The sequence below is a fragment of the Shimazuella soli genome, assembly GCF_022511585.1.
Lineage (GTDB): Bacteria > Bacillota > Bacilli > Thermoactinomycetales > Thermoactinomycetaceae > Shimazuella > Shimazuella soli.
Window position 1 is genome coordinate 600,249 of sequence record NZ_JAKWBN010000002.1, and the last position, 25,269, is coordinate 625,517.

The window sequence follows — 25,269 nt, forward strand, 5'->3', positions numbered from 1 at the left end:
GAAGTCGTTTCAAACCTCCGAAATACATAGAAAAGAGGGGTATGGATTTTTATCCTAAAGCGGCTACTCCAGCAGAGGCTGAGGAGTTGATCAGTCTTTTGCCGAAGCTTGAGCAAGCTGCAACGACAAACCATACACTTCCAATTCAGCATTGGAAGTTTGTAAAGGTCATGGTACAACGGTTGTTGTTCTTGACCGATGCGGAGTTGCGTGAAGTTCTCGACTACTCAAGTCTAGCCGACTTCTACAACATCGGCCTTCTGGGGGTCACTGGTGATCTCCGTGACCTCCAGTTGCGACTCAACATCTACCCGGATTTTCCAGGTGATGTGGAATTTCACACACACCGAACACGCGTGTCCAGTCTTGTCTTGGCAGGTGCGCTGACGAACAGTATGTTCGACAGTAACACTATAAACCAAGATGTAGCGGGCGATTATCGCATCGTCAAGCCGACACGTACGTCTGGTAAGAGCAAACTCTTTGAAACCGGGTTTACCGGATTCAAGCCAGAGGTAACTACTCTCACTCACAGGTGTGGAGTAGCCTACAGTATCCCTGTGGAGCACTTTCACAGTGTGACTACCACACCGAACACGGTGACACTTTGTTTGTTCCGTAAGGATCTGACAGGGTTCCGCGACTCGCTTATTCTCAAGAAGCGTGGCGCAACCTTGACGGAAAGCCAACCGCGGCCTCTCAGCCCCAACGTACTGGAGCTCGTCCGTGGTTCTCTCAACTCAGTACTACACTGAAAGGAAGAACATGAAGCGTTTCACTCTCATGGAAATGTTCCCGGCGTTCGATAGCCCTGAAGAGCTGGACTATCGACAGATCGCTCTTCTTGAGCTTTGCGCTCAAATCGGAATCCCGTTCCCTGCCGAGCGCAACAAGGAGTACGGCAACTGGTGGCACAGCCTCCACGAAATCGGCCACTGGGCAGTAAAGCCTGACTGGTACATCCAGTACGCGGAGTACCTAATCGACGAATTGGCCACGACATGGGGATCTTTGGAGATTCCTGCCGGTAGTGTAAAGGGGATCGACCGTGATATCGTCCTGCCCAAGATTGGACGATACGTGGGAGGAAACGATGTCATCCCGGAGATCGGTCTTTACATCGATCCCACGCCAGGAGAACATGAAACCCGAGTGTGGTCGCTCCAGTTCATCCAAAAGATGGGATGGAACCACCCGTTCGACGACAACACCGAGTGCGTTGCAACAGGAAATCATTTCTTCCACAAGCCCGCATCGGCGCGGGTATGGGCAACACCACTCATCAACAACCTGAAAATCCGGAAGAAGATGGATCGTTGGGGACTGGATGTGGAAAAGAGTAGATTCCGTGCGGTGGATGGATTCTCCCTGCCTCACCTCACACCTGTAAGTCATCAGGAGATGGTGGACAACATGGATGCCATCTACCAGTACTTTGAAGTCGATTCTTTGACTGCCGAAGAGCGAGCCTACTGGCTGAGCTTCCTCCAGAGGCGATGGCCAGACAGCAACCTCAACGAGCGGGCGAAGCATCTGCTCCAAGCGTAAACATCAACTGCTTTCCTTTAAGTAGCAGGAGATAATCCCGAGTTTTATGCAGTTAGCTGAACGCAGCTAATTGCAGTCTGAAAATGTCAACCCGCTTTTCGTGAAATCGCGAGAGCTCTAACGTTAGGATTTGTCCATGCTTAGCATGCTGATAATATTCAATTCCCCAGTTAGTAATCTTAGATAGATATCTAACTGGGGGCTAAAACAAAAAATTCGGAAAATTACCTATTTTAACATTTCATTTGGATGTAATGAAAAATAACCGCCGACAGGCGGCTGGTTAGGACTCCCAAGGTTATGATTTAAGTGTTTTTGTGTTTCCTATTATTTTGTTTTCTTTCTCTTTCCTCACGTTCATTCGATATCCCTACTTGTCCATAGGATTCCAAAATAGAATTAGTTACAGGTTGGTTTGGACTCCTCATACGCAAATAAGATTACTGTTCTTTCCAAAAAACCTTTTCTGGAAAAGTAAATACTTTGAGCTTTTCTATGAGCACCTGAGGGTCTTCTTCGATAAGTAAAATCCGTTCATAGTTTTCGCGAATGAATCCATCTTTTGCTCCACGTGCAATCATCTCGATGAGTGGATCATAAAAGCCGTTAATATTTAATAATCCAATTGGTTTCCGATGTATGCCGAGGTATCCCCAACAAACGACTTCCATAATTTCTTCAAATGTACCATAGCCTCCTGGCAGGGCGATAAAAGCATCACTTAATTCAGTCATTTTTGCTTTCCGTTCATGCATGGTGGCCACTTCATAGAGCTCAGTCAAGTTTTGATGAACCACTTCCACTCGGGATAAGCCTTTTGGGATTACTCCAATTACTGTTCCATGATTCTCCAATACGCTATCAGCTGTTATTCCCATTAATCCTACTTTAGCGCCCCCATACACTAGTTCAAGCTTATTTTCAGCGATAACAGTACCAAGTAATTTGGCGAGGTCGATATAAGTTTGTTGTTTGCCCAGACTAGAGCCGGAAAAGACACATATTCTCTTCATGATAGCTACTCCTTGTTGTTAAGAATAACTCTAGTATAATTTAATAGTTTTATATAGTTTATGCTTTTCTTTTGTAAAATAGAAAAGTTTTTCTCAATGGGATAGTATATTATTATCGTTTCGTAACATGTTTGGCTTATTGTGTATGGTAAAGGAGGAAACATATTGGATAAAGGAGATTTATTGATAGATTTTTTTTCCAGCGAATTTAAAACACAAGCACATGCAATCTATGCAAAGTTAAGAGAACAACATCCTATCTATCCCATAACGATGCCAAACGGAAAAACGGCTTGGGTTGTAACACGCTACGATGATGTCATAAAGGTACTGAAAGATCAACGATTTTTACGAGATTCTACCAAGTTTCATTCTGCTAAAAATCGTGATATTGCTCCAAGTTTAGAGAGAAGAGTTTTGTTGACAAATATGTTAAGTTCCGATCCTCCTGATCATACCCGTTTACGATCGATCGTCCAAAAAGCATTTACGCCACGTATAGTTGCTGAATTACATGGAAGAATTCAAAAGGTAGCAGATGCACAAATCGATCGTGTGCTAGAGCAAGGAGAAATGGATGTCATCCAAGATTTTGCTATTCCTATCTCTATCCATGTCATTTGTGAAACACTAGGTATATGGGATAAAGATCATAAATTGTTTCGTGAATGGTCTCAGACTTTTAATGAAGCATCCAATGATCCTGAGAAAATGGAACTACTTCGCTCTACTACACTCGCCTATGTATCTTATATGAAAGAACAGTTTGAGTTTCGAAAGCGAAATCCGCAAAAAGATTTATTGACGGAATTGGTGCAAGTCAAAGATGGCGATGGATTGACAGAAGATGAATTGTACTCGATGGTATTTTTATTATTATCAGCAGGCCATGAAACCACTGTAAACATGATTGGCAATGGAGTATTGGCTTTGTTGGAAAACCCGCAGCAACTTTCATTACTACGAACAAAACCTGCTTTAATGGATACAGCGTTGGAAGAATTACTTCGATATTATAGCCCTGCTGAGGTTGGGACCAATCGCTATGCAGCAGAAGATATTTCCTTTTATGAAGTTACGATAAAAAAAGGAGACATTGTGCTAGCTGTTTTAGCATCTGCCAATCGAGATGAACGGAAATTTCCCTATCCTGATCAGCTAGATATTACACGGAAGCCAAATCATCACATTGCCTTTGGATATGGGATTCATTATTGCATCGGTGCTCCAGTGGCTCGTTTAGAAGGAAAAATTGTTTTTCCAACTCTGCTAAAACGGTTATCAAATATACAACTACAAGAAAAAATAGAAAAATTAGAATGGAATAATACTTTTATCATGAGAGGCTTACGTTCGCTGCCTGTCTCATTCCTGTAAATAATGGGATAAATTGATTTTTGGAAACTATGTTTCTAATAATATTAGTAAATTAATTTAAAATCACTATTGATTTTAGAATAATTCCATGCTATATTATCAACAATAAACAAAAACAGGACTCAAAATCCCAAAGGACTCAAAATCCCAAAGGACTCAAAATCCCAAAGGACTCAAAATCCCAAAGGACTCAAAATCCCAAAGGACTCAAAATCCCAAAGGACTCAAAATCCCAAAGGACTCAAAATCCCAAAAGACTCAAAATCCCAAAAGGACTCAAAATCCTAAAAGGACTTAAAATCCCAAAAGGACTCAAAATCCCAAAAGGACTTAAAATCCTTATACCTTTGCCAAAAGGGTCGATCAATTGATCGGCTTTTTTGTTTGTCTTTTTTATCCAAAAAGTAACATCGTCTTTTCCATCTTCTAAGTAGAAACCTTTCCTACAGTTGTGGTAAAACAAGTATGTAGGATTTTCCCTGTAGTAGCTAGAAAATAATGATGGTACGGTATCAATTTTTATAGATTTGCGAATCGGAAAAACATAGTAGTCTTAACAAGATAAAAGGAGATTTTTTTTATGTTAAAAATAGGGTCGCATGTATCATTTTCGGGTAAAGGACTTTTAAATGCAGCAGAAGAAGCTGTTTCATACGATTCAAGTACATTTATGATCTACACAGGTGCACCTCAAAATACAAGGCGCAAAGCAATTGAGAAGCAATTTGTTGAAGAGGGAAAAGCAGTGATGGCCGAGCATGGAATCGAAGAAATTGTAGTTCATGCGCCTTATATCATCAATTTAGGAACCTATAAAGATGATAAGTTTGAATTTGCAGTTCGGTTTTTGCAAGAGGAAATTCGCCGAACGAGTTACTTAGGTGTGAAAAATATCGTTCTTCATCCAGGGGCTTTTACGGAAAAAGATGTAGAATACGGGATTGCCCGTATAGCTGAAGGTTTAAACCTCGTGTTAGATGGGGTGAAAGATACCGAAGTAAATATAGCGTTGGAAACAATGGCAGGAAAGGGAACGGAAGTTGGCCGCAATTTTGAGGAGATTGCTCGAATAATCGACAGAGTGGAAGACAATCGAAGATTAACTGTCTGCATGGATACTTGCCACTTGCATGAATCCGGTTATGATATCATTCATGATTTTGATGGAGTCTTGGAGCAATTTGATAAAACGATTGGCCTTGACCGCCTTGCTGTCGTCCATCTCAATGATAGCAAAAACTTTCGTGGAGCAGGAAAAGACCGTCATGCACCAGTTGGTGCGGGAATGATTGGGTTTGACGCGATGAATTATATCGTTCATCATGAAAAAATCCGTCATCTTCCTCTAGTACTTGAGACACCATGGATAGGTAAAGAAAAAGGAAAAGAACGTCCGATGTACAAAGCGGAGATCGCATTGCTCCAAGGAGATGTGGAAAAACGTTTAGGTGAGGATTTTCTGGATCATGTTGATCATCTAGAGTTCTTCTTTCGAAAAAAAGAAATTGATGCTCGCGATTTCGTCGTACAAACTTGGCAGACATTAAAAACAGATGCGAAAGCGAAAAAAGAAGATGGTCGTGAACCGATCGAGCGTCTATATGACTTGGTAAAAGAAGACAGATTGTTTCCAGACTTGAGTGAAGAAGAGATCAACCATCGTTTAATTGCATGGTTTGCTGGAAAGCAAGTACTCCATACTTAATTGTATAGTTAAACAATAAATCCAGTTCACTAGACTGGATTTATTTATTACAGAAAAACTTATTGAATAAGGCCAACTAAAAATTTCCATATAATTGAATGATAATATTTTTAAATAAGGAAACGCTATTAATCGTAAAATTTATTTCTAAAGGATGATGGATATGAAGGGAATTTTGGGTGGCAATCCGCAAAAGGAACCATTGCACTATGGGGAAGTATTTGATTTGTACACTGCTTTAGCGACTCATCAAGGGGCAGTTGCAGGTTATCAAGTGTATTTAAATCATACTGGCGACAGTGACCTGCATAACATTTTAGAAGACAAGATTGAAAATATCTTAAAACCAAACATTCAGCAGCTTTCTGAAATTTTAAAAGCAAATGGAATAGCATTGCCTCCTGCTCCTCCAGAAAGGCCGAAAGCAGACTTGGAAGCAATTCCAGTTGGAGCTCGAATAAATGATGCAGAAATAGCAGTTGCAGTTTCAGCAGACACTTCTGCAAGTCTTGTCACATTTTCACAAGTAATTGGAAAATCAATCCGTGAAGATATTGCGATGATGTTTGGTCAATTTCATATGGTGAATGCACAATACGGCGCTAAGTTATTGAAATTAATGAAAACAAAAGGTTGGTTAGTCCCACCTCCGCTGCATATTCCTCAAGGTACTCCAGAAGAGGTATTAGTATAATACAGATAATTCTTCTTCTTGTTTTTCACGTATGTAAGAAAACACTTCTGAACAATTCAGAAGTGTTTTTTATCAATACAATTCATCATTTGATCAAAGCTGTTCTATCGAAAATTCTTATGTCGTTGCCAGATTTTCTTCGCATACTCTGCAAACGAAGGAATACATTCAGGCTTGCAATCGATAGCCCACCTCAGTTTGTCACATGCATCTAGTAGTAATAAGGTATTTAAAGTAGGGAGCATGGTTTGAAAATCAGAAGCAGTGATACCATAACCTTGTAGAAAAGCGTGCATTTGCTCTGTATTCGGAGCTCCGATGTCTACTTGAGATTTCAATAATTGAATCAATTCCCAATATGGGATGATATGGACTTCGGCACATCCCCAATCTAAAAGTGTGACGTTTCCTTTTTTATCGACAATCGTATTTTTTAAGGAAAGATCACCATGTGTAAGACCAAATGCAAAGTTCAGCTGGAGGAGGCCTTCGAATTTTTGTTTTATTATTTTCGTATGTTCTAACGAAAAGACTCCAAATAAGATCAAAGGATCGTCTTCTGTTAAACAATTGATATTGTAACGAATAAAGCCATGCCAAGTACCATTGAAGCCTTCATGGGTTGATGCTGCGAAAGTGTGATGGATTGGATTAAATAAGATTTCTCCAAAACCATTTACAGGAATAGAATGAATTTGCTTCGTATATTCCCCTAATTTTCTCCAAATCATTTCTTTGTTCCAAGGACTATATTTGCCATTTTTTCCTTTTATGAAAGTCTGAACCATATAGGTTACTTGTTCCATATTTCCAATCGCAAGTACATCGGGTCCTGGAACGCCTTTGCGTTTTGCCTGTTCCATACACCATTTTTCTTTCTCATAAATAGCTAAAGTGTTTGGAGCTTCATTCATTCTTATGATAAATAGGGAAGTGTTTGTTTCCACTCGATATACCTGATTTACAGTCCCATTTCCGATAATAGGATGGATAGATTGGATCTTTTCTCCAATTATTTGGGCACAGATTCTCTTTGCTACATTTTTGTAATCATTTGAAATGGTCATGTCTATCTCCTGAAATCTATTTAATACGAAGTGAAAATAGTTTAGGTAAGAATCCTAAAAAGTCTAGGTCAAGTAGAAATCCTAACTGGATTTACTTTGGATTTGATAATGTAATTTATCAAATAAACAGTTTTTTAAATTCCTATTATAACATTGCGAGCGAGAAAACCCTCGATTTTAATCGTGGGATAAAAGCGAGCATGAGGCAAGGGTTAACTTTGTGTCCTCACACAAGCCTGACTATTTTTTGGAAACACTTGACAAAAAGAAAACATACGATCTACAATATTCGCAAGATTTCGAACATGGGGGGTGATCCGATGCATAAAGCATTTTCCTACCGTCTTCAACCGACCAAAGCACAAGCAGCTTTGATCAATAAATCCGTCGGTTGCAGCCGTTTTGTGTTCAATCATTTTCTTGGGGAATGGAACAAAGTTTATCAAGAGACCGGGAAAGGGCTTACCTATTCCACTTGTTCCCGTGTTCTGACCGAGAAAAAACGTGAATTAGGGTGGTTGAAAGAAGTGGATTCCACTTCCTTGCAAAACACATTGAAACACCTTGCGGATGCCTTTCAGCGCTTTTTCCAAAAACAAAACCATGCCCCGCGATTCAAAAGCAGGAAAAATCGAGTGCAAGCGTATACCAGTCAGTGTAACTATCCCAAACATAGCAGACCGACCATCGAAATAGAGGGAAACAAAATCAAATTACCAAAATTAGGCTGGGTAACGTTTGTCCCCTCACGAAAAATAAGTGGTCGTATTTTGTCCGCCACGATCCGTCGAACATCAACAGGAAAATACAAAATATCCATCCTTTGCGAGGGATGCTACTTGCGATCCGTTCCCGCGAGAAAAGAAGCCATTGGCATCGATTTAGGGCTGAAAGACTTTGCCATTTTTGATGATGGAACGAAAATAAATGCGAACCGATTTTTTCGCCAATATGAACAAAAGCTAGCAAAAGCGCAGCAAACGACGGCGCGTAGAAAAAAAGACGGTTCCAACTGGCACAAAGCCCGCATCCAAGTGGCTCGCATTCATGAAAAAATCACCGATGCCCGCCATGATTTTTTACATAAACTATCGACGAAACTGGTGAACGAAAACCAAGTCATCAGTATCGAAAGTTTGCAAGTGAAGAATATGGTGAAAAATCATAAGCTGGCAAAATCGATCACGGATGCTTCGTGGTCGGAATTTGTTTCGATGTTGGAATACAAAACGAAAGAATACGGAAGACAATTGGTGAGAGTAGGAAAATCCTTCCCATCCAGCCAGCGTTGTTCGAGTTGTGGGTATAAAAATAAAGAAGTGAAACAACTACAGCTGCGAGAATGGACATGCCCGGAATGCAGCGAGCACCATGACCGGGACATCAATGCAGCCAAAAACATTTTGCAAGAAGGTAGAAGATTACTTGCCGTGGGGCTCACGGTCTAAGCTTGGTAAATTTCCTTGTAGGTTGGAGGATTACCCAAGAATCCCACGGCTTTAGCCGTGGGAGTTGTCAAAAATGAGAATAAATGAGCACGAAAAAAATAGTATATACTACTCGGGTAATATCTTTGCTCGTATTGAGCATAAATAAGATGTATTCAGTCGGAAAAATTGATCAAAATGAGCATAGTCAATCATTTCCAATCAAAAATAACTAGAAATGATAAAGAAATATAATATAATGTGTAATAAGTATAGTATTTCATTTTAGGAGAGAATCATGTTTACAGAGGAAAGACATCAGCAAATTTTATCTTATTTAAACAAGTATCATCGTGCTTCTGTTCCCGAATTAAGCCAAACGTTCCAAGTATCAGAATCTACTATCCGTAGAGATTTAAGTGAACTGGAACAAAAGGAAAAGCTGCGTCGAACACATGGTGGGGCTGTCTGTCTTGATTTTGTTCGCATGGAGCCAACAGTGAAAGAGAAGCAGACAACAAATTTATCAGAAAAGGAGAGAATAGCGAAAACAGCCAGCGAATGGATTAAGGAAAAAGAAACGATTTTACTTGATTCTGGTACCACAACGCTGCAACTTGCAAAACAACTTCATTCTTTGAATCTTACCATTGTCACTAATTCTGTAAGCGTTTTAACAGAATTACAGGATGCCCAAAATATAGAGTTACTCAGTACAGGAGGGACTGTACGGCCACAGATTGGAGCTATGGTTGGTCCTTACGCAGAGGGTTTTATAAGAAGGATAAAGGTAGATAAATTGTTTTTAGGTATGAATGGTGTAGATGGGAGAAATGGATTGAGTACTCCCAATGTGCTGGAAGCGCAAATGAAAAAAGAAATGATTTCAGCTGCTAACAAAGTTATTTTGTTATGTGACCACAGTAAAATCGGTAAAATTACACTTCATCAGGTGGCTTCGTTATCTGAGATCGATATGATCATTACCGATAAGAGCGCGCCTTTATCCTTTCTAGAAGACTGTGAACAATTAGGAATCGATGTGATTACGGTTTAAATTTGTGAAAGAAGGTTCTTTATGATGAGAATCGCAACAGTATCTTTAAATCCCGCAGTTGATCAAACCATTACGATTGAAAAACTATACATCGGACAAAAAAATGTGGCGATGAATACTCGTTATGACTTTGGAGGAAAAGGCATTAACGTTGCTCGGGTGCTGGCTCATTTTGACATACAGCCGACTGCAACAGGATGGCTGAGCAGAGAAGCTGAGCAATACGAAAAGAAATTACATGATATGGGAATCCACTCCTCTTTTGTTTTTACGAATCAACCAATTCGGACAAATGTAAAGGTTTTAGAGCAGCACTCCGGTAAGATGACAGAATTAAATGAAGCAGGATTTCCCATCAGTGGAAAAGAGAAAGACCAATTTATCAAGCACTATATTGGACTGCTTTCTGAGGTAGATGTCGTTATTCTTGCAGGAAGTTTACCTCCAGGCATAGACCCAGCCTTTTACAGCTTTTTGATCGAACAAGCCAATAATCATCAGGTGTTGACTTTCTTAGATACAAATGGACATTTACTAAAATACGCCTCAAAGTCTTTACCATATGCAATAAAACCAAATCAAGAAGAATTAGAAGAATATTTAGGTTACAAAGTACAAAAGGAACAAGATGTGATCGAGGCGGGTCTTTCGCTTATCGACCAAGGAATTTCATTAGTATCGATTTCTTTAGGGGCGAAAGGTGCGTACTTTTTCAAACAGGGACAAGTAGTGAAATCAAAACCTCCTCATATAGAAGTGAAAAGCGCTGTAGGTGCAGGGGATTCCATGTTTGCCGGAATGGTTATAAGTGTGATGAACAGCTGGGAGCTGGAAAAGATTGCGAGATTCTCCACTGCTTTAGGATCAGCCACTGCTTCGAAAGCTGGTACACAATTAGGCACACCAGAAGATGTAGATAAATTACTGGATTTAGTTGAAGTTGAAGGAGTGAATGGGAGATGAAGAAAAAAATACTTGCTGTCACCGCCTGTCCTACTGGTATTGCTCATACCTATATGTCAGCAGAGGCACTACTAGAGGCTGCAAAAAAGAAAGATATTGATTTTAAAGTCGAGACACGTGGAGCTTCCGGAATTGAAAACCAACTGACCAAAGAGGAAATTGATCAAGCAGATGCAATCATTATTGCTGCTGATGTGGATGTAGAAGAAGAGCGTTTTCATTATAAATCAGTGACAAGAGCAAAGCTAAGTGAGGCGATAAAAAAGCCTGAGCAAGTGATTGACCGAGCATTGGAGGAAGCTCAGAAGTTTGAACCAAGCAAAATAAAGCAAAACGAAGTTCCACCAAAAGATAGCAACCAAGCAAAAGGTTTGTATAAGCACTTACTCAATGGTGTATCTTACATGTTGCCACTGGTTGTTGTAGGCGGTATTTTGATAGCGATTTCATTTGCCTTTGGGATTAAAGCGTTCGAGCAAAAAGGAACACTAGCTGCTGCACTGATGGACATTGGAGGTAATAGTGCTTTTGCATTAATGATCCCTATTTTAGCTGGGTTTATTGCTTTTTCGATTGCAGAAAAAGCTGGATTAACCCCTGGTCTTATTGGTGGGATGCTAGCCTCTAAAATTGGAGCCGGATTTCTAGGCGGGATACTTGCAGGTTTCCTAGCTGGATATGTGGCCAAAGCGTTAAAAGATTATATTCGTCTGCCAAAAAACTTTCAAGGCATTCATACGATTGTCATTATCCCTGTTGTTTCTTCGCTTATTGTGGGTTTACTTATGATTTTTGTCATTGGTACACCAATCAAATTGATCATGGATGGACTTGCAGCTTGGTTAAAGACATTAGGTACCACAAATGCCATTTTACTCGGTCTCCTCTTGGGAGCAATGATGGCAAGCGATATGGGTGGTCCAATCAATAAAGCAGCCTACACATTTGGAGTAGGACTGCTTGGAAGCGGAGTCTATGGACCGATGGCTGCAATTATGGCTGCTGGAATGACGCCGCCTCTTGGAATTTGGCTGGCTACGCTATTAGCTCGGAACAAGTTTTCTACGGATGAACGAGAAGCCGGAAAAGCAGCTGGAATACTAGGTCTATCCTTTATTACAGAAGGTGCGATACCATTTGCGGCAGGTGATCCTATTCGTGTTATTCCTTCTCTCATTGCTGGATCAGCTATAACAGGCGCTTTGTCTATGGCATTCCATGTGACATTAAAAGCTCCACATGGGGGGATTTTTGTTCTCGCTATTCCAAATGTAGTTACCAACATAGGTGGATATGTGATTGCAATCGCGGTAGGTACGATTGTGACAGCTGCTTTACTCGCACTATTAAAAAGAAATAAAGAAACGGAGATAGCAAAATGATAGCAGAGTATTTACTTCCAGACTTAGTTCAGTTGGATGCACAGGTAACATCTCGTGAAGAATTGATGGAATATCTAGTAGACTTAATGGCATCCAAAGGGTTGGTAACAGATGCCAAAGTATATTTAGAAGATTTGTATACGAGAGAGAAACAAGGCTCCACCGCAATTGGTTTTGATGTAGCTACCCCGCATGCAAAATCCAAAGGAGTTTCTAAACCAGCAATTGCACTAGTGCGTCTTGTCCAACCCATACAGTGGGACGAAGAGGAAGAAGTATCATTGGTATTTTTAATCGCTGTACCAGAAGCACAAGCTGGGGATGTACATCTGAAAATAGTAGCAAATCTTTTCCGTAAACTGATGCATGAAGATTTTCGTCAGTCATTAAGAACAGCAAATTCAGTGGAAGACATCCTAAATACCATTCAAGATTAAGGGGAATAAATCCATCGGAAAGGATATAGAGAGATGATAAAAAAAGAGATAAAAGTAAATCTGGAACATGGATTGCATATTCGACCTGCGAAAGAGTTTGTGCAAGTAGCAACCAAATTTCATAGTGATATTGATGTGATCAAAAATAGCCAAACTGCAAATGGGAAAAGTATTTTAGGGATCGTATCATTGGGAATTCTAAAGGGAGAAACCATCACCTTGAAGGCTGATGGTTCAGATGAAAATGAAGCGATAACTAGTTTGGAGAAGATCTTTATCGAAGGTGAAGCATAATTCAACTTTCATCTCATTTGAATGATTTGGCACACAATAAAAGGATATGGTGATAGAAAACAAATCTAGGGATAGAACCTGCCTGGATTTGTTTTTTGCACTTTTCTTGAGTTACATAAATGTGACAAAAGAGCCGTCCCCTTGTCACATTTATTTGTCATTTTCTTGATGTTCTTTTATCATTATATGTAATATTGTACGAAAAACAATGGTTGTATAGAGTAGACATAGGAAGGATAGAGGCAATGTACTTACCATCTTTTGATCTAACGGGACAAATAGCAGTCGTAACTGGAGCTGGTAGAGGAATCGGAAGAGCATTAGCAATTGGATTAGCGGAAGCAGGTGCAGATGTAGCGATTTTTGCCAGGACTATGGCGGACTTGGAAAAAGTAAAACAGGAGATTGAACAAATAGGACGTAAGTCATGGCTGTTTGCTGTTGATATCCAAAAAAAAGAAGAAGTAGAAAATGCAATACAGGAACTGATTACTCAAACGGGTAAAATCGATATATTGGTCAATAATGCTGGATTGAATATTCGTAAACCAGCCTTGGAAGTAACAGATGAAGAATGGGATACTATTTTGAATATAAACTTAAAATCTGCTTTTATGATGTCTAAAGCGGTAGCTAATAGCATGAAAGAAGCGCGGCGTGGAGTCATTATCAATATCACTTCGGTCGCTGGTCATGTAGCCTTGCGTACAGGTGTACCGTATGGTGCTTCCAAAGCCGGATTAGTCCAAATGACAAAAACTCTAGCACTGGAATGGGCTAAATACGGTATTCGAGTCAATGCGGTCGGACCGTGGTATTTCAAAACAGAATTAACTAATAAATTGCTTAATAACCCAAACTATTTGGATGAAATATTAGCCCACACCCCTATGAAACGAATCGGAGAATTACAAGATTTAGTTGGACCTGTAGTTTTTTTGGCGTCTGATGCAGCTAGTTATGTAACAGGACAAACGTTATTTGTAGATGGTGGAATGACAATTTATGGATTTTAATTTTTTTGATCTTGGCAAAACAAGATAGAAATAAAGAAGTATCTTCTGAATTTTTTTCTTTACATTTCAGGAGATACTTCTTTTTTTACAAATCACCTTCTAGTTTGCCATTGGATTAAATGCAGCATCTGGAGAATAGACAGATATATGATCAATGGTGGGATCATCTTTTGTTAAGAGAAAGATCAACTTAAACTCATAGCCATTTGCATGATAAACATAGATAGATTGACCTTTGAGTTTCCGGATATGGGTTGGTTCACCTAGAACTTTCTTTACCTCGGAACGAGTTATATTGTGCAGATAGGGATCATAAGAACGGACGTCATCAAGAATATCTCCTTTCCCTACATGAAAAGAAAGGTTACGACTTTTATAGATATAATAAGCATACGTGTTATCTGGCGTGTCTGGCTGCCCATATTTATCTTCAACGGATTCTATATCATTTTTGTTGGCAGCAAATTCACTTCCGATTACTTTCCCTTCATTCGCCAAATCATAGGATTGTTGTAAATAATTTCGATGCTCTATATTCACGGATGAATCGGTATTGGAAGAAGTATTTTGGTCTGTAGAATTAGTATCGGATGAAGAACTGGTTGGATTTGTTGAGTTTGATTTAGAAGAAGGAACATTAATTGTACAACCATTCAATATCAAGAGTCCTAATATCGTGATGATTGTAAGTTTGATAGATTTCATGAAAACAACCTCCTCATAGATGAGAATCAATTGTGTAAGGTTACCCATTGTCTTGTTTTTAGTATAAAAAACAGACTATTAGATAAAAAGTGAAAAAAGAAGAATATTATTTCCCCTTTTCAACCGAGTATGAGTGCGACAAGGGGACGGTTCTCATGTCGCACCATACAAATAATGAAATCAGCTTTAACTAATATACTGAGATTTCATTAACTCGATCTTCCTCTTTAAATAGTTTATTGCTCATTTTTGGATCTATCATGTTAGCCACAGAAGAAGAAAGAAGGCTGAAAACAATGAGTAATAACGATGGCTATATGAGATTTTCTCATCGTTTCACTTCCCTTATGAAAATGAAAAGCTATAGGAACCTTCAATGGATTGCTACGATACTTTGGTTGGTAAAGTTAACCATTAGGAAATCACGTTGGGACAAGAATAAGGATGGAGAATAGACTGTCTTTTATTTCATTTTTGCAAGTTGTATAATATAGGAAGCCAGATCAAAGCACGGGCAAGAAGGAGTGGGTCATGGCACGTATTCGAGCACGCGACGGGCGCGATTATCTGCTCAAGTTGGCAAAAAAGCTTGGGGTACCGTTCGATCCTACCGATTCGAACGAACGGCTGAGGAACCTCATCAATGATGCTGATGCCACCAAGGAGCAGATGGAGGAAATCGCTGATCTCTTGAAGCGGGTGGATAGGAAGTGCCCTGAAAAACTGAAATATGGTCAGGCGGAAGATGTCCTGAAGGCCGCCAAGGAATTTGTCAACCAACACACCATCAATGCGATGGGACTCGAAGAGCGTAAAGTCATCGAGTGGCGTCAGGTGTATTTCTACATCAAGAGGGTGTTCGGTCAAAGGAAGCAATACAGGATCGTCCTCCAAAGAGTTGCTTTGAGCCGCCCATCAGGAGAAGAAAACGTAACTTTCACCCCCATCGGTGATAGTTTCGTAATCAACCCGAACAGATTCCTCTATCTTGCCAACGTAGTTGATCTGGACAAGTGGAAGCCCGACGTCGACATCTGGGCTTCATCAGAAGAAGAGCCAGACTGGCTCGCGGCAGAAATTGAGCCGGACTGGTCTTCATCAGACGAAGACCCGCCTTTCTAAGGCTTGACGCCGACACGGGTTACGCCCGGGGTTAGTACCATACTAACCCCGGGCGCGTGCGTTTTTGGGCACTACTTTTTTTCACGTTAAGATAATGAAAAAATAGAAGTAATGTATGAGAAGATGCTTAATCAAATAGATGAGTAATCAGTAGAAAAAAGGATAGATCAAGTATCTGTCCTTTTTTGTTTGGGATGGATGAGAGAAAGAGTATATTTATATTTTTGCTTTATTCAAAGTGAATAACACAAAATTTCATATTTTACAATTAACTAATAATTTGATATTATTTGGAATAGAGGGGTATTTATTTCATATCCCTTATTTTTTATGTCTATGATAGGAGTGAGAGAAATGGCTGTTGGAGGAGAACTAAGTGTTAGCGTTGATGTTTTAGGTATAGCAAACGCAATTGCAGATGCTATCAAAAAAGATACGAATCGCGATGGATTTGTAAAAAACTTGATGGAACAAACTTTTTATGCTGTGGGTCAGCAGTACAATGTGATGGTTTTTAACTTGAGCCAAGACTATGAAGATCATTTTAATGGGGTTAAATTTTATGGTTCTGCGACATATGATAGTGTCGTTTTTGGAATTTGGGCATTTGAAGATGGAGAATTTACCAATAAAGGTGATGGCGGATGGATTAACTGGGCATTTCGAGGCTGGTTTGACCGTGATGGCGGTCATGTAACGTTTCACCGCCCATAAATATGTGCAATGAGGGGACAGGCTCTTATCTTGCAGTAGAGTGAGATGAACCAATCCAGTCAGGATGAAAGCCTAGACTGGATTGGTTGATTGGATTAAATATAAAATACAAAAAACAAAACAGAACTACATCTTATCTCACCACATGTCTATTCTTATGTTATTAAAGTTTTGTCTGTTTCATAGTAGCTGATCTTTCCGGTGAAGAATCATAATTTTTCAGCATCCTATATAAATTATGCGTCAGGTGGTTCAGCTTTTAGATGCTTAGGATTTCCATAGCTTTGATGAATAGTCATACTTTTTTCGCCACTTTTCCATAATTTTTAATGATAGTTGATGGAATTGTTCTACATATTTTCCATAGAGATACTTCAATTGTATTAATAAAAAAAACTAATCCATTGGAGGTTCTGCATCAAGATGCAATTTAAAAACATTTAATCTTTCGTTGAAAGTCATTTTTTTCTTTCCACCTTTCCATAATTTTAATGACAGTTGATGGAATTGTTCTACATATTCTAGGTAATGATCAGGTTTACTTTGTTTACATGTTGCCGCAAGTTTCATTAAGATATCCCATTCGTGTTGATTGTACGAGTGAGTCTTGGCGATAGCAAGCGCATTTTCATACTGGTGATGTGCTTTATTCATTTGTTCTTGATGAAGGTAACAATCTCCTGATGCAATTAAGGCATTCATTAAGCGAACATTATCTGATGTCTCTTCTCCTAATTTAACTGCTTGTTTCAGGGTTTCCAGTGATTTCTGTAAGTCATTTAATTCTAAGTATAACAAACCCAGTTGGGTATAAGTATCAATAGCCAGTGGACTATGATTAATTTTGTCTTTTAATTTTAAAGCTGTTCTGAGACAGTGCTTTGCATTAGAATACTCTCCTTTTTTTCGATAGCTTTCCCCTTTAGTGGTCCATAACTCTAATGACCGATCATATTGCTTATCAAGACGAGCTAATAGTAGTCCTTCTTCTGTATGATAAATGGCCTGATCGTAAAGACCAAATTTGTTGTATAGGGTAGCCTGTAATTGTGAAAGGTTGGTTTTTGCTTCTGAGCTGGCGAGTTTAGTTCGATTTTCTTGAAGCTGTTTGGTAATTCGGAACGCATCCTCATTTTGATTTAACTTTTCTAAGTAAATCGATTTGCTAAGAAGTAAGTTATATTTAACATAACTTCTGTCATCTGTCTCTACAAAAAATTTTCCCCCTAATTCGACTGCTTCTAAGGCTTGATCTAAATGATTTTGACGTTCATATATACGACTTATTCCATGATAAGAGACTGTTTTAACATTGGTATTTTTTAGATTTGGAAATTGATCAACATAACGGATTGCTTTCCCATAAAATTCTAGTGCCTTGACCAAATTTCGGTTAATCTCATAAAGTTTTCCTTGTAAATAATAGTAATCCCCAAGCATTGGATCATCAGGTTCCAATTTAATTTTTTGTAATTCCTGCCAAGCCTCATCCGCTCCAACCAAGTGAATATCATGTTCAATCGTCTTCAATAACAACCGAATATCAACTTGTTCATTTCCATCTTCCTTTTTCTCCTCTAAAATCTCCCCAACTTCCAACTCCAAATAATCACAAATTGCTACTAAGTTATCTTCTGCCACTTGATATGTCCCGCGCTCGATTTTACTCACCAAAGAAGGGGAGATGTCGAGGGAGAGGGCAAGGTCTTCTTGGGTGATCTGCCGTTTTCTCCTCGCTCTGCGGATTTTTTCTCCTTGTTCATACGAAACAAATACGGTTGCTTTCATGGGATTTCACTCCTTCAATCACGAAAAATTGGAATCAAGTTTCTTTTATTTAAGTAGAAAAGGATAATTTCTATAAATAATTATGAATATTGGTAAAAATCATTGTACTACCTTATGCTTATGAATGAAAGAGGTTTAAATGGGAAAAGGAGGAAAACACATGGATTTATTGCTGAAAATCGAAGGAAAGGGAGAAGCGGTACGGGATTTTATTACTTTTATGAAGACAGATGACCGCTATGCTATTTATACGAGTGCTAGATATACGTTGTCCCAAGAGAAGGATGTCGTAGAGTTTGTGTTTGAAAAGGGAGGAAGAAGTGGGGGAAATGCAGATTTTTCAAATTGGGAGAGAGATTGCTAGACTTGTTGTTGCTTATGGTGAGGGAAAACAACTTATTTCCTTGATAAGGCAGTTTCAGCAAGCAAAAACACGTAACCTGTTAATTGAAGTAATCTATCAACTTATTTATCTGGGAGAAGCAGTCAAGGTTCATCAAAAGCGATTACAAGTATCTCCGATTAAATGGGAAGCACTCATTCGTTTTATTGAAAAAGGTAGTATCTCAGATGTCCGCAAGCTGCATACATCGATGATCGAAAGTATGGCGAGGTTACAGGTAGATAAAGTACTAAAACTAGAGAAACATCTTGAGGAATTAAAAAGAAAATAGGAGGGAAAGGTATGCTAACCATGCACTTAAAAGGCGATTCTTACTACATAGAGGCATTTGTTACCCATCTTAAAACACAGCCGTTTTTCACATTGTTAACAGAAAATCGAATAAAAGAAGGGGAAGTTGAGCTAAATTTTACTACCAATCTATTTAAGCCAAGTCTATCACCTCTATCAGTAGTAGAATTGGTGACTGTGGATGAGCGGGTGATTCAAATCGAACTCCTTCACCCTGTAGAAATAAGGGTAGATGAACATATCCGGCAAATCTCCGGTTTCAGCTACGACATATTCGCTGCCCCACAAAGATAAAACAAAAAATCTAAAGTTATCGCTAGCAGGTGAACAATGAAAAAGAGAACATCTCAACAGATGTTCTCAAGCTATAAAACAATTAGGAAACTTCTGAGCAGACTTTGCCCACACCTTTTTGTTTATCTTTTGAAACAAAAGCTGGATATGCCTCAGGTTTTAAGTGGCCATTTTGGTCAAACAAGGATGCTTCATATTGGAGCAATTGATCTCTTTCTTCTTCTGTGAGTATTCCATCTTCGAAGAATCGGTGTACATACTTGTATTGATAATCATAGTGATCATGTGTAGGGACAATGACCATATTTGGCAATGCCTTACGGAGTTCGCGAATCCGTTTTATCGTATCTAAGTATATGTGAAAGTCTTTTTTCGGTCCTGGTACAAATGCACATAAGTGTTCAAAATCGAGATGCCGTAAGGTATACAGACTATCTCCTGTAAGAAAAACATGTGTCTCCTCATCTGTACGCACGAGCAGACTAGCATGCCCTTTGGAGTGCCCTGGTGTTGGCAAAAAGATCAGGGAACCATCACCAAAGAGATCTTGGCTGGCATCAAAACTATGAAATGCTCCAGATGTAAAAGAAACAAAATCCCAATTTTTAATAGATGAATAGGAAGGAGGATAGTAAATGGGACGAAAACCAAATACTTTATCATGTCTGGATTCCCATTCTTTTAATGGAACCATAACTCTTGCATGGGAAAAGCGATTGAGTTCTCCTACATGGTCTTCATGAAGATGAGTTAACACAACTGTTTGAATATCCGAAGGGCAATAACCTAACTTATCCAATTGAGCGGTCAGCTCCATGTTATCCTCTAAAACATATTCATCTTCATCCGTTGTAACCCCGAAAATTCCTTTGTAATAAGATTTGTGTTCGCGCGCTTGTTCCATCGAGATACCTGTATCGATGAGGATCGGTCCGACATGTGGATGCTCGATGAGATAGACATGAATCGGCACATTGATAAAGTGACTTTTGTCAAAAATCATATTCCAAACTGCACGATTGCCAATCCACCCATTTAATCCACCATAAAATTGTCCAAAAGGTACTTTTGTATAACCCGTTTGCAGAACATGAATTTTCATAAATAACTGCTCTCTTTTTGTTAACGCAAGTTTTATAGCTTTAATATACCAGTATGAAAATATAAATGCAAGTTTATTTGCGTTTAGATTGGAATTTTTTTATGATAGAAGTATGAAACCTATAAAAAACCCTAATTCCAAACCAGATACAAACAAAAAAACACCCAAAAAACGATTGGGAGGTCGAAGTGCTCGTATACGGGAAGCTGTGTTTCAAGCTGTTTTAGAACTATTAAATGAGAAAGGTTATGACGCACTTAGTATTTCAGAAGTTGCCAAAAAAGCAGAAGTACATGAAACATCGATTTACCGTCGATGGGAATCGAAATCCAACTTGGTAATCCAAGCAGTAATGGAGAAGTCCAATCAAGAGATCCCCATTCCTAACACTGGTGCATTGCGAATGGATTTACTTGAATTGTTGAAGTATGCAAGTGACTATCTCCAATCTGCGGATGGTAACTCGGTTATTCAAATGGCTGTTATGACAATGGGAAATGAGGAAATGGCATTAAGCAAACATTCATTTTGGAAGGAGAAAAATGTTCATTTATCTATTATTTTTGAACGAGCAGTAACAAGAGGAGAAATACATGCAAACCTGGATTGGTCTTTGCTCATAGAACTTCTTTTAGGTCCCCTGTATTTTAGAAAGATAATGAGCGAGAAGGAGTTAAATGAGGAGATGATTACATTTATCGTGGATACAGCACTCCATGGTATTGAAATATAGAAAAACAAAATCTAGTAAGCAAAATGGATAGTGAAATGAACTAGTTTTCATACAGATTTGGAAATAGAGATCAAATCGTGGTTTTACCCCCATAGGAAGTAAGCGAGAAAGAGAACATCTTAAAGATGTTTTCAAAATCTACTTGGGGGTTTTTCTATGTTTTCTTGAACGAGTTATGGTTATTGGTTTTTATGTACTCTCCTTTGCCGGCTTTTTTGATGAATGGATATCGGATAATCGTGAATTTTCGTGGCGCTGTTTCTCAATGCACTAGCCTATTTTCTGTTGTAAACGATCCAGTCCCAGCTTCTGTTTCGGCATATGAAGCAAAAGACAGGTGCTGTAGGTGTGGTGCAATTGATGAATGCTGTCGTTTATCTGATGATGTTTGTTCTCGGATGGGCGACACAGCGATTCGATTTGCCATATAAGGCGATTTGGGGTTTGCAACTGGTGTTGCTCCCAGCTGCCGGTATTGCACTGTACTATTTGGTACAGTATTTTCGGATCCAAGAGGAACAGACATGGAAGGAGTGCCGAGATGAGCTGATGCAGCCAGTCGTCAATTTCATTCGTACTTTTGGTACTCGCCATGGTGATCTACACAAGTCGACCACTGGTATCTCCGATGAAGAAAATCTAGCCTGACTATCCCTGCTAAGGGAGAATAAATCCCCTGTCATGTGTTCCGACATGACAGGGGATGGCTGTTTATAAGGATTCTCCGATATCAGGAACATTTGTAATTGATATTACCCATGGTTTCATTATGATCCAAATAATATGCGGTTTTCCTTCTATCTTACTTTCCTTGGTATGCTTTTTCTAATTCAGCAAGATCAAACTTTTTCATTTTTAAAAACGATTTCGTAACACGGTTTAACTTTTCTTTATCGTCTGTCTGCATTATTTCTTCCATTCTTTGTGGTGATATCTGCCATGATAATCCGTATTTGTCCCTTAACCAGCCACATTGCTCTGCTTCTGGCACTGCCGAAAGTTTTTCCCAGTAGTAGTCGATATCCGTCTGATCTTCACAAAGAACTAAAAAAGAAATCGCTTCATTAAATGAAAATCCATGTTCATAGCTGCTATCCATCGCAGAAAATTTTTGACCTTCCAAGGTGAATGCAGCAAACTTTAACATCCCCTCTGCATCAGGGTCTTCTTCTTTTTCGTAACGTGCCTTTGCATCAAAAGTGGCATGGTGAAATACAGAGACATAAAAGTTAATCGCTTCTTCGGCCTTCCCACAGATGTCACCTGTAAACATGAGGGCAGGAGTGATCTTTTGAGTGAACTCCTGGGCATTATACATGATTTGCCAACTAAGTCCGTATTTGTCCTGCAACCATCCATATCGCTCGCTGAACGGATAGGAGGCAAGCGGCATCAGCGCTGTTGCCCCTTCAAACAACTTGTCCCATAATGAATCGACTTCCTCTGCTGTATGGCAATGAACCGTGAAAGATACAGAAGGATTAAACTGGAAATGAGGTCCAGCACTGATCGCCATAAATTTTTGTCCAGCGAGCACAAAAGAGACTATATCGCAGTTCCCTGATGGAGTACCTTCAATGGTAGTGATGTTCGTGATCCTTGAGTTCTCCCCAAACGCGGATATATAAAATTCAGCAGCTTCTTTTGCTTCTTGATCAAACCATAAATGTGGAATAATTTTTTGCATGTTTTTTGCTCCTTTCTCTTCCATATTATAGCAAATAGATGGTGGAATATCGAACATAATTTCGTGATAAATTCCTATCGATCAAATCGCAAGTTTGAGATGGGAGTTTTTGAAAAGTCAAATAAAAGTGATATACTTTGTACGAAAGAGAGAAAAAATCGATCAGTAGGAGATACTGGTGAAAAACAGATTCGGGATCGCCTTCACCATGAGTGTCATGGTAGGAATGATGTCAGGGTTCTTCTGGACTCCGGTGGCGAGGGTGTATGAGACAGCAGGATTTGAGGAACTAGTCCCTTATATTCCACTGGGTTATGGTGTAGGATCGTTGTTTTTCATTTGGGTGTATACCAAGAAAGACCTTGATCCTGAGAAGTGGATTTTTCTTTCTTCTCTAGGGCTAAGTGGAATCATTTGGGGTATGGCTGTTGCTTTCAAATGGTCATCCTCTATGCAATCTTTTCTGCTCATTGTCTTTCCAGCATTGTTTGGCGGGGTGTCAGGCATGCTCTTTATGAGCACGAGTACCTTCTATCGATCACAATTGGGCCAGAGAGCGAAGGTACACCAAAGGGGAGCAGCACTTCTAACTACTGCTTTTCCTCTCATTTACCTGATGTTCAGTTCGCTGGGCTTTTGGGTATTGAATAGCATGCATTCCGTCTATGTGTGGGCAGCAATGGCTGCCTGTACACCACTCATGATTAGTATCCCAGCTTGGTTTATTTTTCCAAGGAATCAAGTAAGGGATACTGCCCGTCAACGGCAGGATTCTGTACAGAAAAAGCAGGCAGAGGAGAGGCTGTCAGATAAAAAAACAAAGGAGCCTCTCTTGCCGGTCCTTGTACTGGTAAGCGGTCCGTATATGATGGCTGGATATGTTCTAGGATACGGCTTTCTGCGGAATGTTGTCCTCTGGGCATGTCTGGCAACACCAGCAATGATTGTGTTTTGGTACTTCTGGATTCGATTGTTTCGGCAGAAACAACAAATTCAGAATCAAAAAGAGATCGTCCTGACTCCTCGGTTGTTTTGGCTTGTACTGCTGAGTAATTTGCCAAATCAAATCCCTTCGAGTGTAGGTACTCTATATGTACCATTGCTGCTGAAAAACGTAGCCTCGGTCAGTTCTGTTCTATCAGGAACAATCGTCGGTACTGTCGTAGGGGGATGGATTGCTACTCTGATTCCTCCTCAGTATAACCGTGAGACACTCACATTTAGTTATATCCTGACTGGAACAGGATTGACAATGGTTGCAATGCAGACAACAGTCACTCCAATTGTTGTCTTCCTGTCACTGTTTCTGATTGCTGTTGCTAGTTTGCTGTTGGGCACGATTCAATCCCAGCTTTTATTTCAGCATATGAAACAAAAGACTGGTGCTGTTGGGGTAGTAAAACTAGTTTCTTCCATCTCCTTTGTGATGGTGTTTGTCCTCGGATGGATGACGCAGCGATTCGGATTGCCATATAAGGTGATTTGGGGCTTGCAACTGGTTTTGCTTCCTGCTGGTGGTATCGCACTGTACTATTTGGTACAGTATTTTCGGATCCAAGAGGAGCAGACATGGAAAGAGTGCCGTGATGAGCTGATGCAGCCAGTCGTCAAGGGTATTCGATCTTTGGTACGCATCATAGTGATCTACACAAGTCGGCTGGTATCTCCGATGAAGAAACCTTACTAACCCTACTAAGGGAGAACAAATCCCCTGTTCATGTCTCATGGCATGACAGGGGATAGCTGTTTATAAGATACAAAGATGTTGTATTGGGAATATTTGTAATTGTGATAAGAAGAATATCATTCCATACGTTTTCTGTTCATTACCAGCTTTCCTCATATCTTACTTTTCTCCACACATACGAAAAAGAGCCATTATTTTGATGGGAAAAAACCATGAGAATAATGATGACCAAAAAAGTGATGGAAGTACATATAGCATGAAAACGGATTTTTTTGATCCATGATGGAAACTCGGATGGGTCAGAAGTTTGAAGAAAATGACGAGTGTAATATCCAAACATTCCGCCAAAAGCACCGATTGCTAAAAAGATAATCATCATCAAAAAGGTCCAAAGCATGGAATATGTTACCTGAGAATACAAGTAACCGCCAGTAAATAACTGTGCTACTAGAATCCATTGAATTACAAAGTTTGCACGATACAAGAGTTGAAGAATAGATGTTTTTTGAAGAAATGCTTCTTTTAAACAGAAAGGTAATATCAGATAAAATCCCATTCCAATAGCTCCAAGGATATGAGTTAAGAGAATAAACTGGGTCAAATTACTTTTCCTCTTTCTCTTCTATAGTCTGTGATCAATCCTAAGTGTAGAGGAAGTAATGTTGATATACAACTAGCCAATATATAAACAGGGATTATAGGTTATTATAAAAATATTAGAATTGTTTTAGTGGTTCTATCAATAATTAGAATTTCTAGAAAT

26 protein-coding genes and 1 pseudogene are annotated in these 25,269 nt (G+C 39.4%); 20 read left to right on the forward strand and 7 right to left on the reverse strand.

The features are described from left to right. Nucleotides 1-41 precede the first annotated feature (41 nt). Together MK805_RS07940 and MK805_RS07945 are read left to right on the forward strand one after the other, a co-directional pair. Nucleotides 42-755, forward strand: a complete 714-nt coding sequence (locus MK805_RS07940; protein ID WP_240875045.1) for a hypothetical protein — start codon at nt 42-44, stop codon at nt 753-755. Nucleotides 756-765: 10 nt separating this feature from the next. Next, entirely contained in the window at nt 766-1,548 is a 783-nt protein-coding gene (locus MK805_RS07945; RefSeq protein WP_240875046.1) for a hypothetical protein, read from the forward strand. 440 nt (nt 1,549-1,988) lie between these two features. Here MK805_RS07945 and MK805_RS07950 read toward each other — a convergent pair whose 3' ends face one another. Then, nucleotides 1,989-2,561, reverse strand: coding sequence for an LOG family protein (locus MK805_RS07950; RefSeq protein ID WP_240875047.1), 573 nt, complete (start codon nt 2,559-2,561; stop codon nt 1,989-1,991). A 165-nt stretch (nt 2,562-2,726) separates the two neighbouring features. Between MK805_RS07950 and MK805_RS07955 the strand changes: the two genes are divergently transcribed. The 3 genes from MK805_RS07955 to MK805_RS07965 all read left to right on the forward strand — a co-directional run bounded on the left by MK805_RS07955 (nt 2,727) and on the right by MK805_RS07965 (nt 6,337). Then, a complete protein-coding gene (locus tag MK805_RS07955; RefSeq protein WP_240875048.1) occupies nt 2,727-3,938 on the forward strand; it encodes a cytochrome P450 family protein in 1,212 nt (403 codons plus the stop codon). Between the two features lie 580 nt (nt 3,939-4,518). Then, a complete protein-coding gene (locus MK805_RS07960; RefSeq protein ID WP_240875049.1) occupies nt 4,519-5,643 on the forward strand; it encodes a deoxyribonuclease IV in 1,125 nt (374 codons plus the stop codon). Nucleotides 5,644-5,806: 163 nt separating this feature from the next. Beyond that, a complete protein-coding gene (locus tag MK805_RS07965) occupies nt 5,807-6,337 on the forward strand; it encodes a DUF3231 family protein (protein WP_420833063.1) in 531 nt (176 codons plus the stop codon). 104 nt (nt 6,338-6,441) lie between these two features. Here MK805_RS07965 and MK805_RS07970 read toward each other — a convergent pair whose 3' ends face one another. Next, the gene (locus tag MK805_RS07970; protein WP_240875050.1) at nt 6,442-7,404 is read right to left on the reverse strand and encodes an aminoglycoside phosphotransferase family protein; all 963 of its coding nucleotides are present in this window, start codon (nt 7,402-7,404) and stop codon (nt 6,442-6,444) included. Nucleotides 7,405-7,724: 320 nt separating this feature from the next. On the opposite strand from MK805_RS07970, the gene tnpB reads away from it, so the two are divergent. The 7 genes from tnpB (at nt 7,725) to MK805_RS08005 (ending at nt 13,980) form a co-directional block, all read left to right on the forward strand. Next, complete coding sequence (gene tnpB, locus MK805_RS07975; RefSeq protein ID WP_240875051.1) at nt 7,725-8,852, forward strand: IS200/IS605 family element RNA-guided endonuclease TnpB; 1,128 nt, start codon at nt 7,725-7,727, stop codon at nt 8,850-8,852. 277 nt (nt 8,853-9,129) lie between these two features. Next, nucleotides 9,130-9,888, forward strand: a complete 759-nt coding sequence (locus tag MK805_RS07980) for a DeoR/GlpR family DNA-binding transcription regulator (protein ID WP_240875052.1) — start codon at nt 9,130-9,132, stop codon at nt 9,886-9,888. A gap of 21 nt (nt 9,889-9,909) precedes the next feature. Continuing rightward, nucleotides 9,910-10,851 (forward strand): 1-phosphofructokinase, encoded by a 942-nt coding sequence (pfkB, locus tag MK805_RS07985; RefSeq protein ID WP_240875053.1) that lies wholly within the window; start codon nt 9,910-9,912, stop codon nt 10,849-10,851. Next, nucleotides 10,848-12,233 (forward strand): fructose-specific PTS transporter subunit EIIC, encoded by a 1,386-nt coding sequence (locus tag MK805_RS07990; RefSeq protein WP_240875054.1) that lies wholly within the window; start codon nt 10,848-10,850, stop codon nt 12,231-12,233. Before pfkB ends, MK805_RS07990 begins: the two co-directional genes overlap by 4 nt. Further along, entirely contained in the window at nt 12,230-12,670 is a 441-nt protein-coding gene (locus tag MK805_RS07995; protein WP_240875055.1) for a PTS sugar transporter subunit IIA, read from the forward strand. The genes MK805_RS07990 and MK805_RS07995 overlap by 4 nt, the downstream gene beginning before the upstream one ends. 33 nt (nt 12,671-12,703) lie before the next feature. Beyond that, nucleotides 12,704-12,964 (forward strand): HPr family phosphocarrier protein, encoded by a 261-nt coding sequence (locus tag MK805_RS08000; protein ID WP_240875056.1) that lies wholly within the window; start codon nt 12,704-12,706, stop codon nt 12,962-12,964. A gap of 245 nt (nt 12,965-13,209) precedes the next feature. Then, entirely contained in the window at nt 13,210-13,980 is a 771-nt protein-coding gene (locus MK805_RS08005; protein WP_240875057.1) for an SDR family NAD(P)-dependent oxidoreductase, read from the forward strand. A 99-nt stretch (nt 13,981-14,079) separates the two neighbouring features. Here the strand turns inward: MK805_RS08005 and MK805_RS08010 are convergent, their stop codons facing one another. Continuing rightward, on the reverse strand, nt 14,080-14,685 hold the full coding sequence (locus MK805_RS08010; protein ID WP_240875058.1) for a YjgB family protein: 606 nt from the start codon (nt 14,683-14,685) through the stop codon (nt 14,080-14,082). A 531-nt stretch (nt 14,686-15,216) separates the two neighbouring features. Between MK805_RS08010 and MK805_RS08015 the strand changes: the two genes are divergently transcribed. Further along, nucleotides 15,217-15,807, forward strand: a complete 591-nt coding sequence (locus MK805_RS08015; protein WP_240875059.1) for a hypothetical protein — start codon at nt 15,217-15,219, stop codon at nt 15,805-15,807. Nucleotides 15,808-16,179: 372 nt separating this feature from the next. Next, a pseudogene (locus MK805_RS08020) lies at nt 16,180-16,521 on the forward strand (stress protein); the annotation flags it as partial. A gap of 396 nt (nt 16,522-16,917) precedes the next feature. Here the strand turns inward: MK805_RS08020 and MK805_RS08025 are convergent. Continuing rightward, complete coding sequence (locus MK805_RS08025; RefSeq protein ID WP_240875060.1) at nt 16,918-18,309, reverse strand: helix-turn-helix domain-containing protein; 1,392 nt, start codon at nt 18,307-18,309, stop codon at nt 16,918-16,920. Between the two features lie 160 nt (nt 18,310-18,469). On the opposite strand from MK805_RS08025, the gene MK805_RS08030 reads away from it, so the two are divergent. From MK805_RS08030 to MK805_RS08040, 3 genes are read left to right on the forward strand one after another with little or no spacing between them, the layout of a single operon-like run. Continuing rightward, nucleotides 18,470-18,673 carry a hypothetical protein gene (locus tag MK805_RS08030; RefSeq protein ID WP_240875061.1) on the forward strand — a complete coding sequence of 68 codons (204 nt, stop codon included), beginning with the start codon at nt 18,470-18,472 and terminating at the stop codon, nt 18,671-18,673. Further along, a complete protein-coding gene (locus MK805_RS08035; protein ID WP_240875062.1) occupies nt 18,639-18,983 on the forward strand; it encodes a hypothetical protein in 345 nt (114 codons plus the stop codon). The genes MK805_RS08030 and MK805_RS08035 overlap by 35 nt, the downstream gene beginning before the upstream one ends. Before the next feature lie 11 nt (nt 18,984-18,994). Then, nucleotides 18,995-19,297, forward strand: coding sequence for a hypothetical protein (locus MK805_RS08040; RefSeq protein ID WP_240875063.1), 303 nt, complete (start codon nt 18,995-18,997; stop codon nt 19,295-19,297). Between the two features lie 82 nt (nt 19,298-19,379). On the opposite strand, the gene MK805_RS08045 is transcribed toward MK805_RS08040, so the two are convergent. After that, on the reverse strand, nt 19,380-20,399 hold the full coding sequence (locus MK805_RS08045) for an N-acyl homoserine lactonase family protein (RefSeq protein ID WP_240875064.1): 1,020 nt from the start codon (nt 20,397-20,399) through the stop codon (nt 19,380-19,382). 112 nt (nt 20,400-20,511) lie between these two features. Here MK805_RS08045 and MK805_RS08050 point away from each other — a divergent pair, with 112 nt between their 5' ends. Both MK805_RS08050 and MK805_RS08055 read left to right on the forward strand, forming a co-directional pair. Continuing rightward, complete coding sequence (locus tag MK805_RS08050; RefSeq protein WP_240875065.1) at nt 20,512-21,132, forward strand: TetR/AcrR family transcriptional regulator; 621 nt, start codon at nt 20,512-20,514, stop codon at nt 21,130-21,132. A gap of 321 nt (nt 21,133-21,453) precedes the next feature. Then, the gene (locus tag MK805_RS08055; RefSeq protein WP_240875066.1) at nt 21,454-21,780 is read left to right on the forward strand and encodes a hypothetical protein; all 327 of its coding nucleotides are present in this window, start codon (nt 21,454-21,456) and stop codon (nt 21,778-21,780) included. 154 nt (nt 21,781-21,934) lie between these two features. Here MK805_RS08055 and MK805_RS08060 read toward each other — a convergent pair whose 3' ends face one another. Beyond that, nucleotides 21,935-22,819: a VOC family protein gene (locus MK805_RS08060; RefSeq protein ID WP_240875067.1), complete on the reverse strand. Its 885-nt coding sequence runs from the start codon at nt 22,817-22,819 to the stop codon at nt 21,935-21,937. 178 nt (nt 22,820-22,997) lie between these two features. Between MK805_RS08060 and MK805_RS08065 the strand changes: the two genes are divergently transcribed. After that, a complete protein-coding gene (locus MK805_RS08065; RefSeq protein WP_240875068.1) occupies nt 22,998-24,506 on the forward strand; it encodes an MFS transporter in 1,509 nt (502 codons plus the stop codon). A gap of 139 nt (nt 24,507-24,645) precedes the next feature. Here MK805_RS08065 and MK805_RS08070 read toward each other — a convergent pair whose 3' ends face one another. Continuing rightward, nucleotides 24,646-25,107, reverse strand: a complete 462-nt coding sequence (locus MK805_RS08070; RefSeq protein ID WP_240875069.1) for a hypothetical protein — start codon at nt 25,105-25,107, stop codon at nt 24,646-24,648. Nucleotides 25,108-25,269 lie beyond the last annotated feature (162 nt).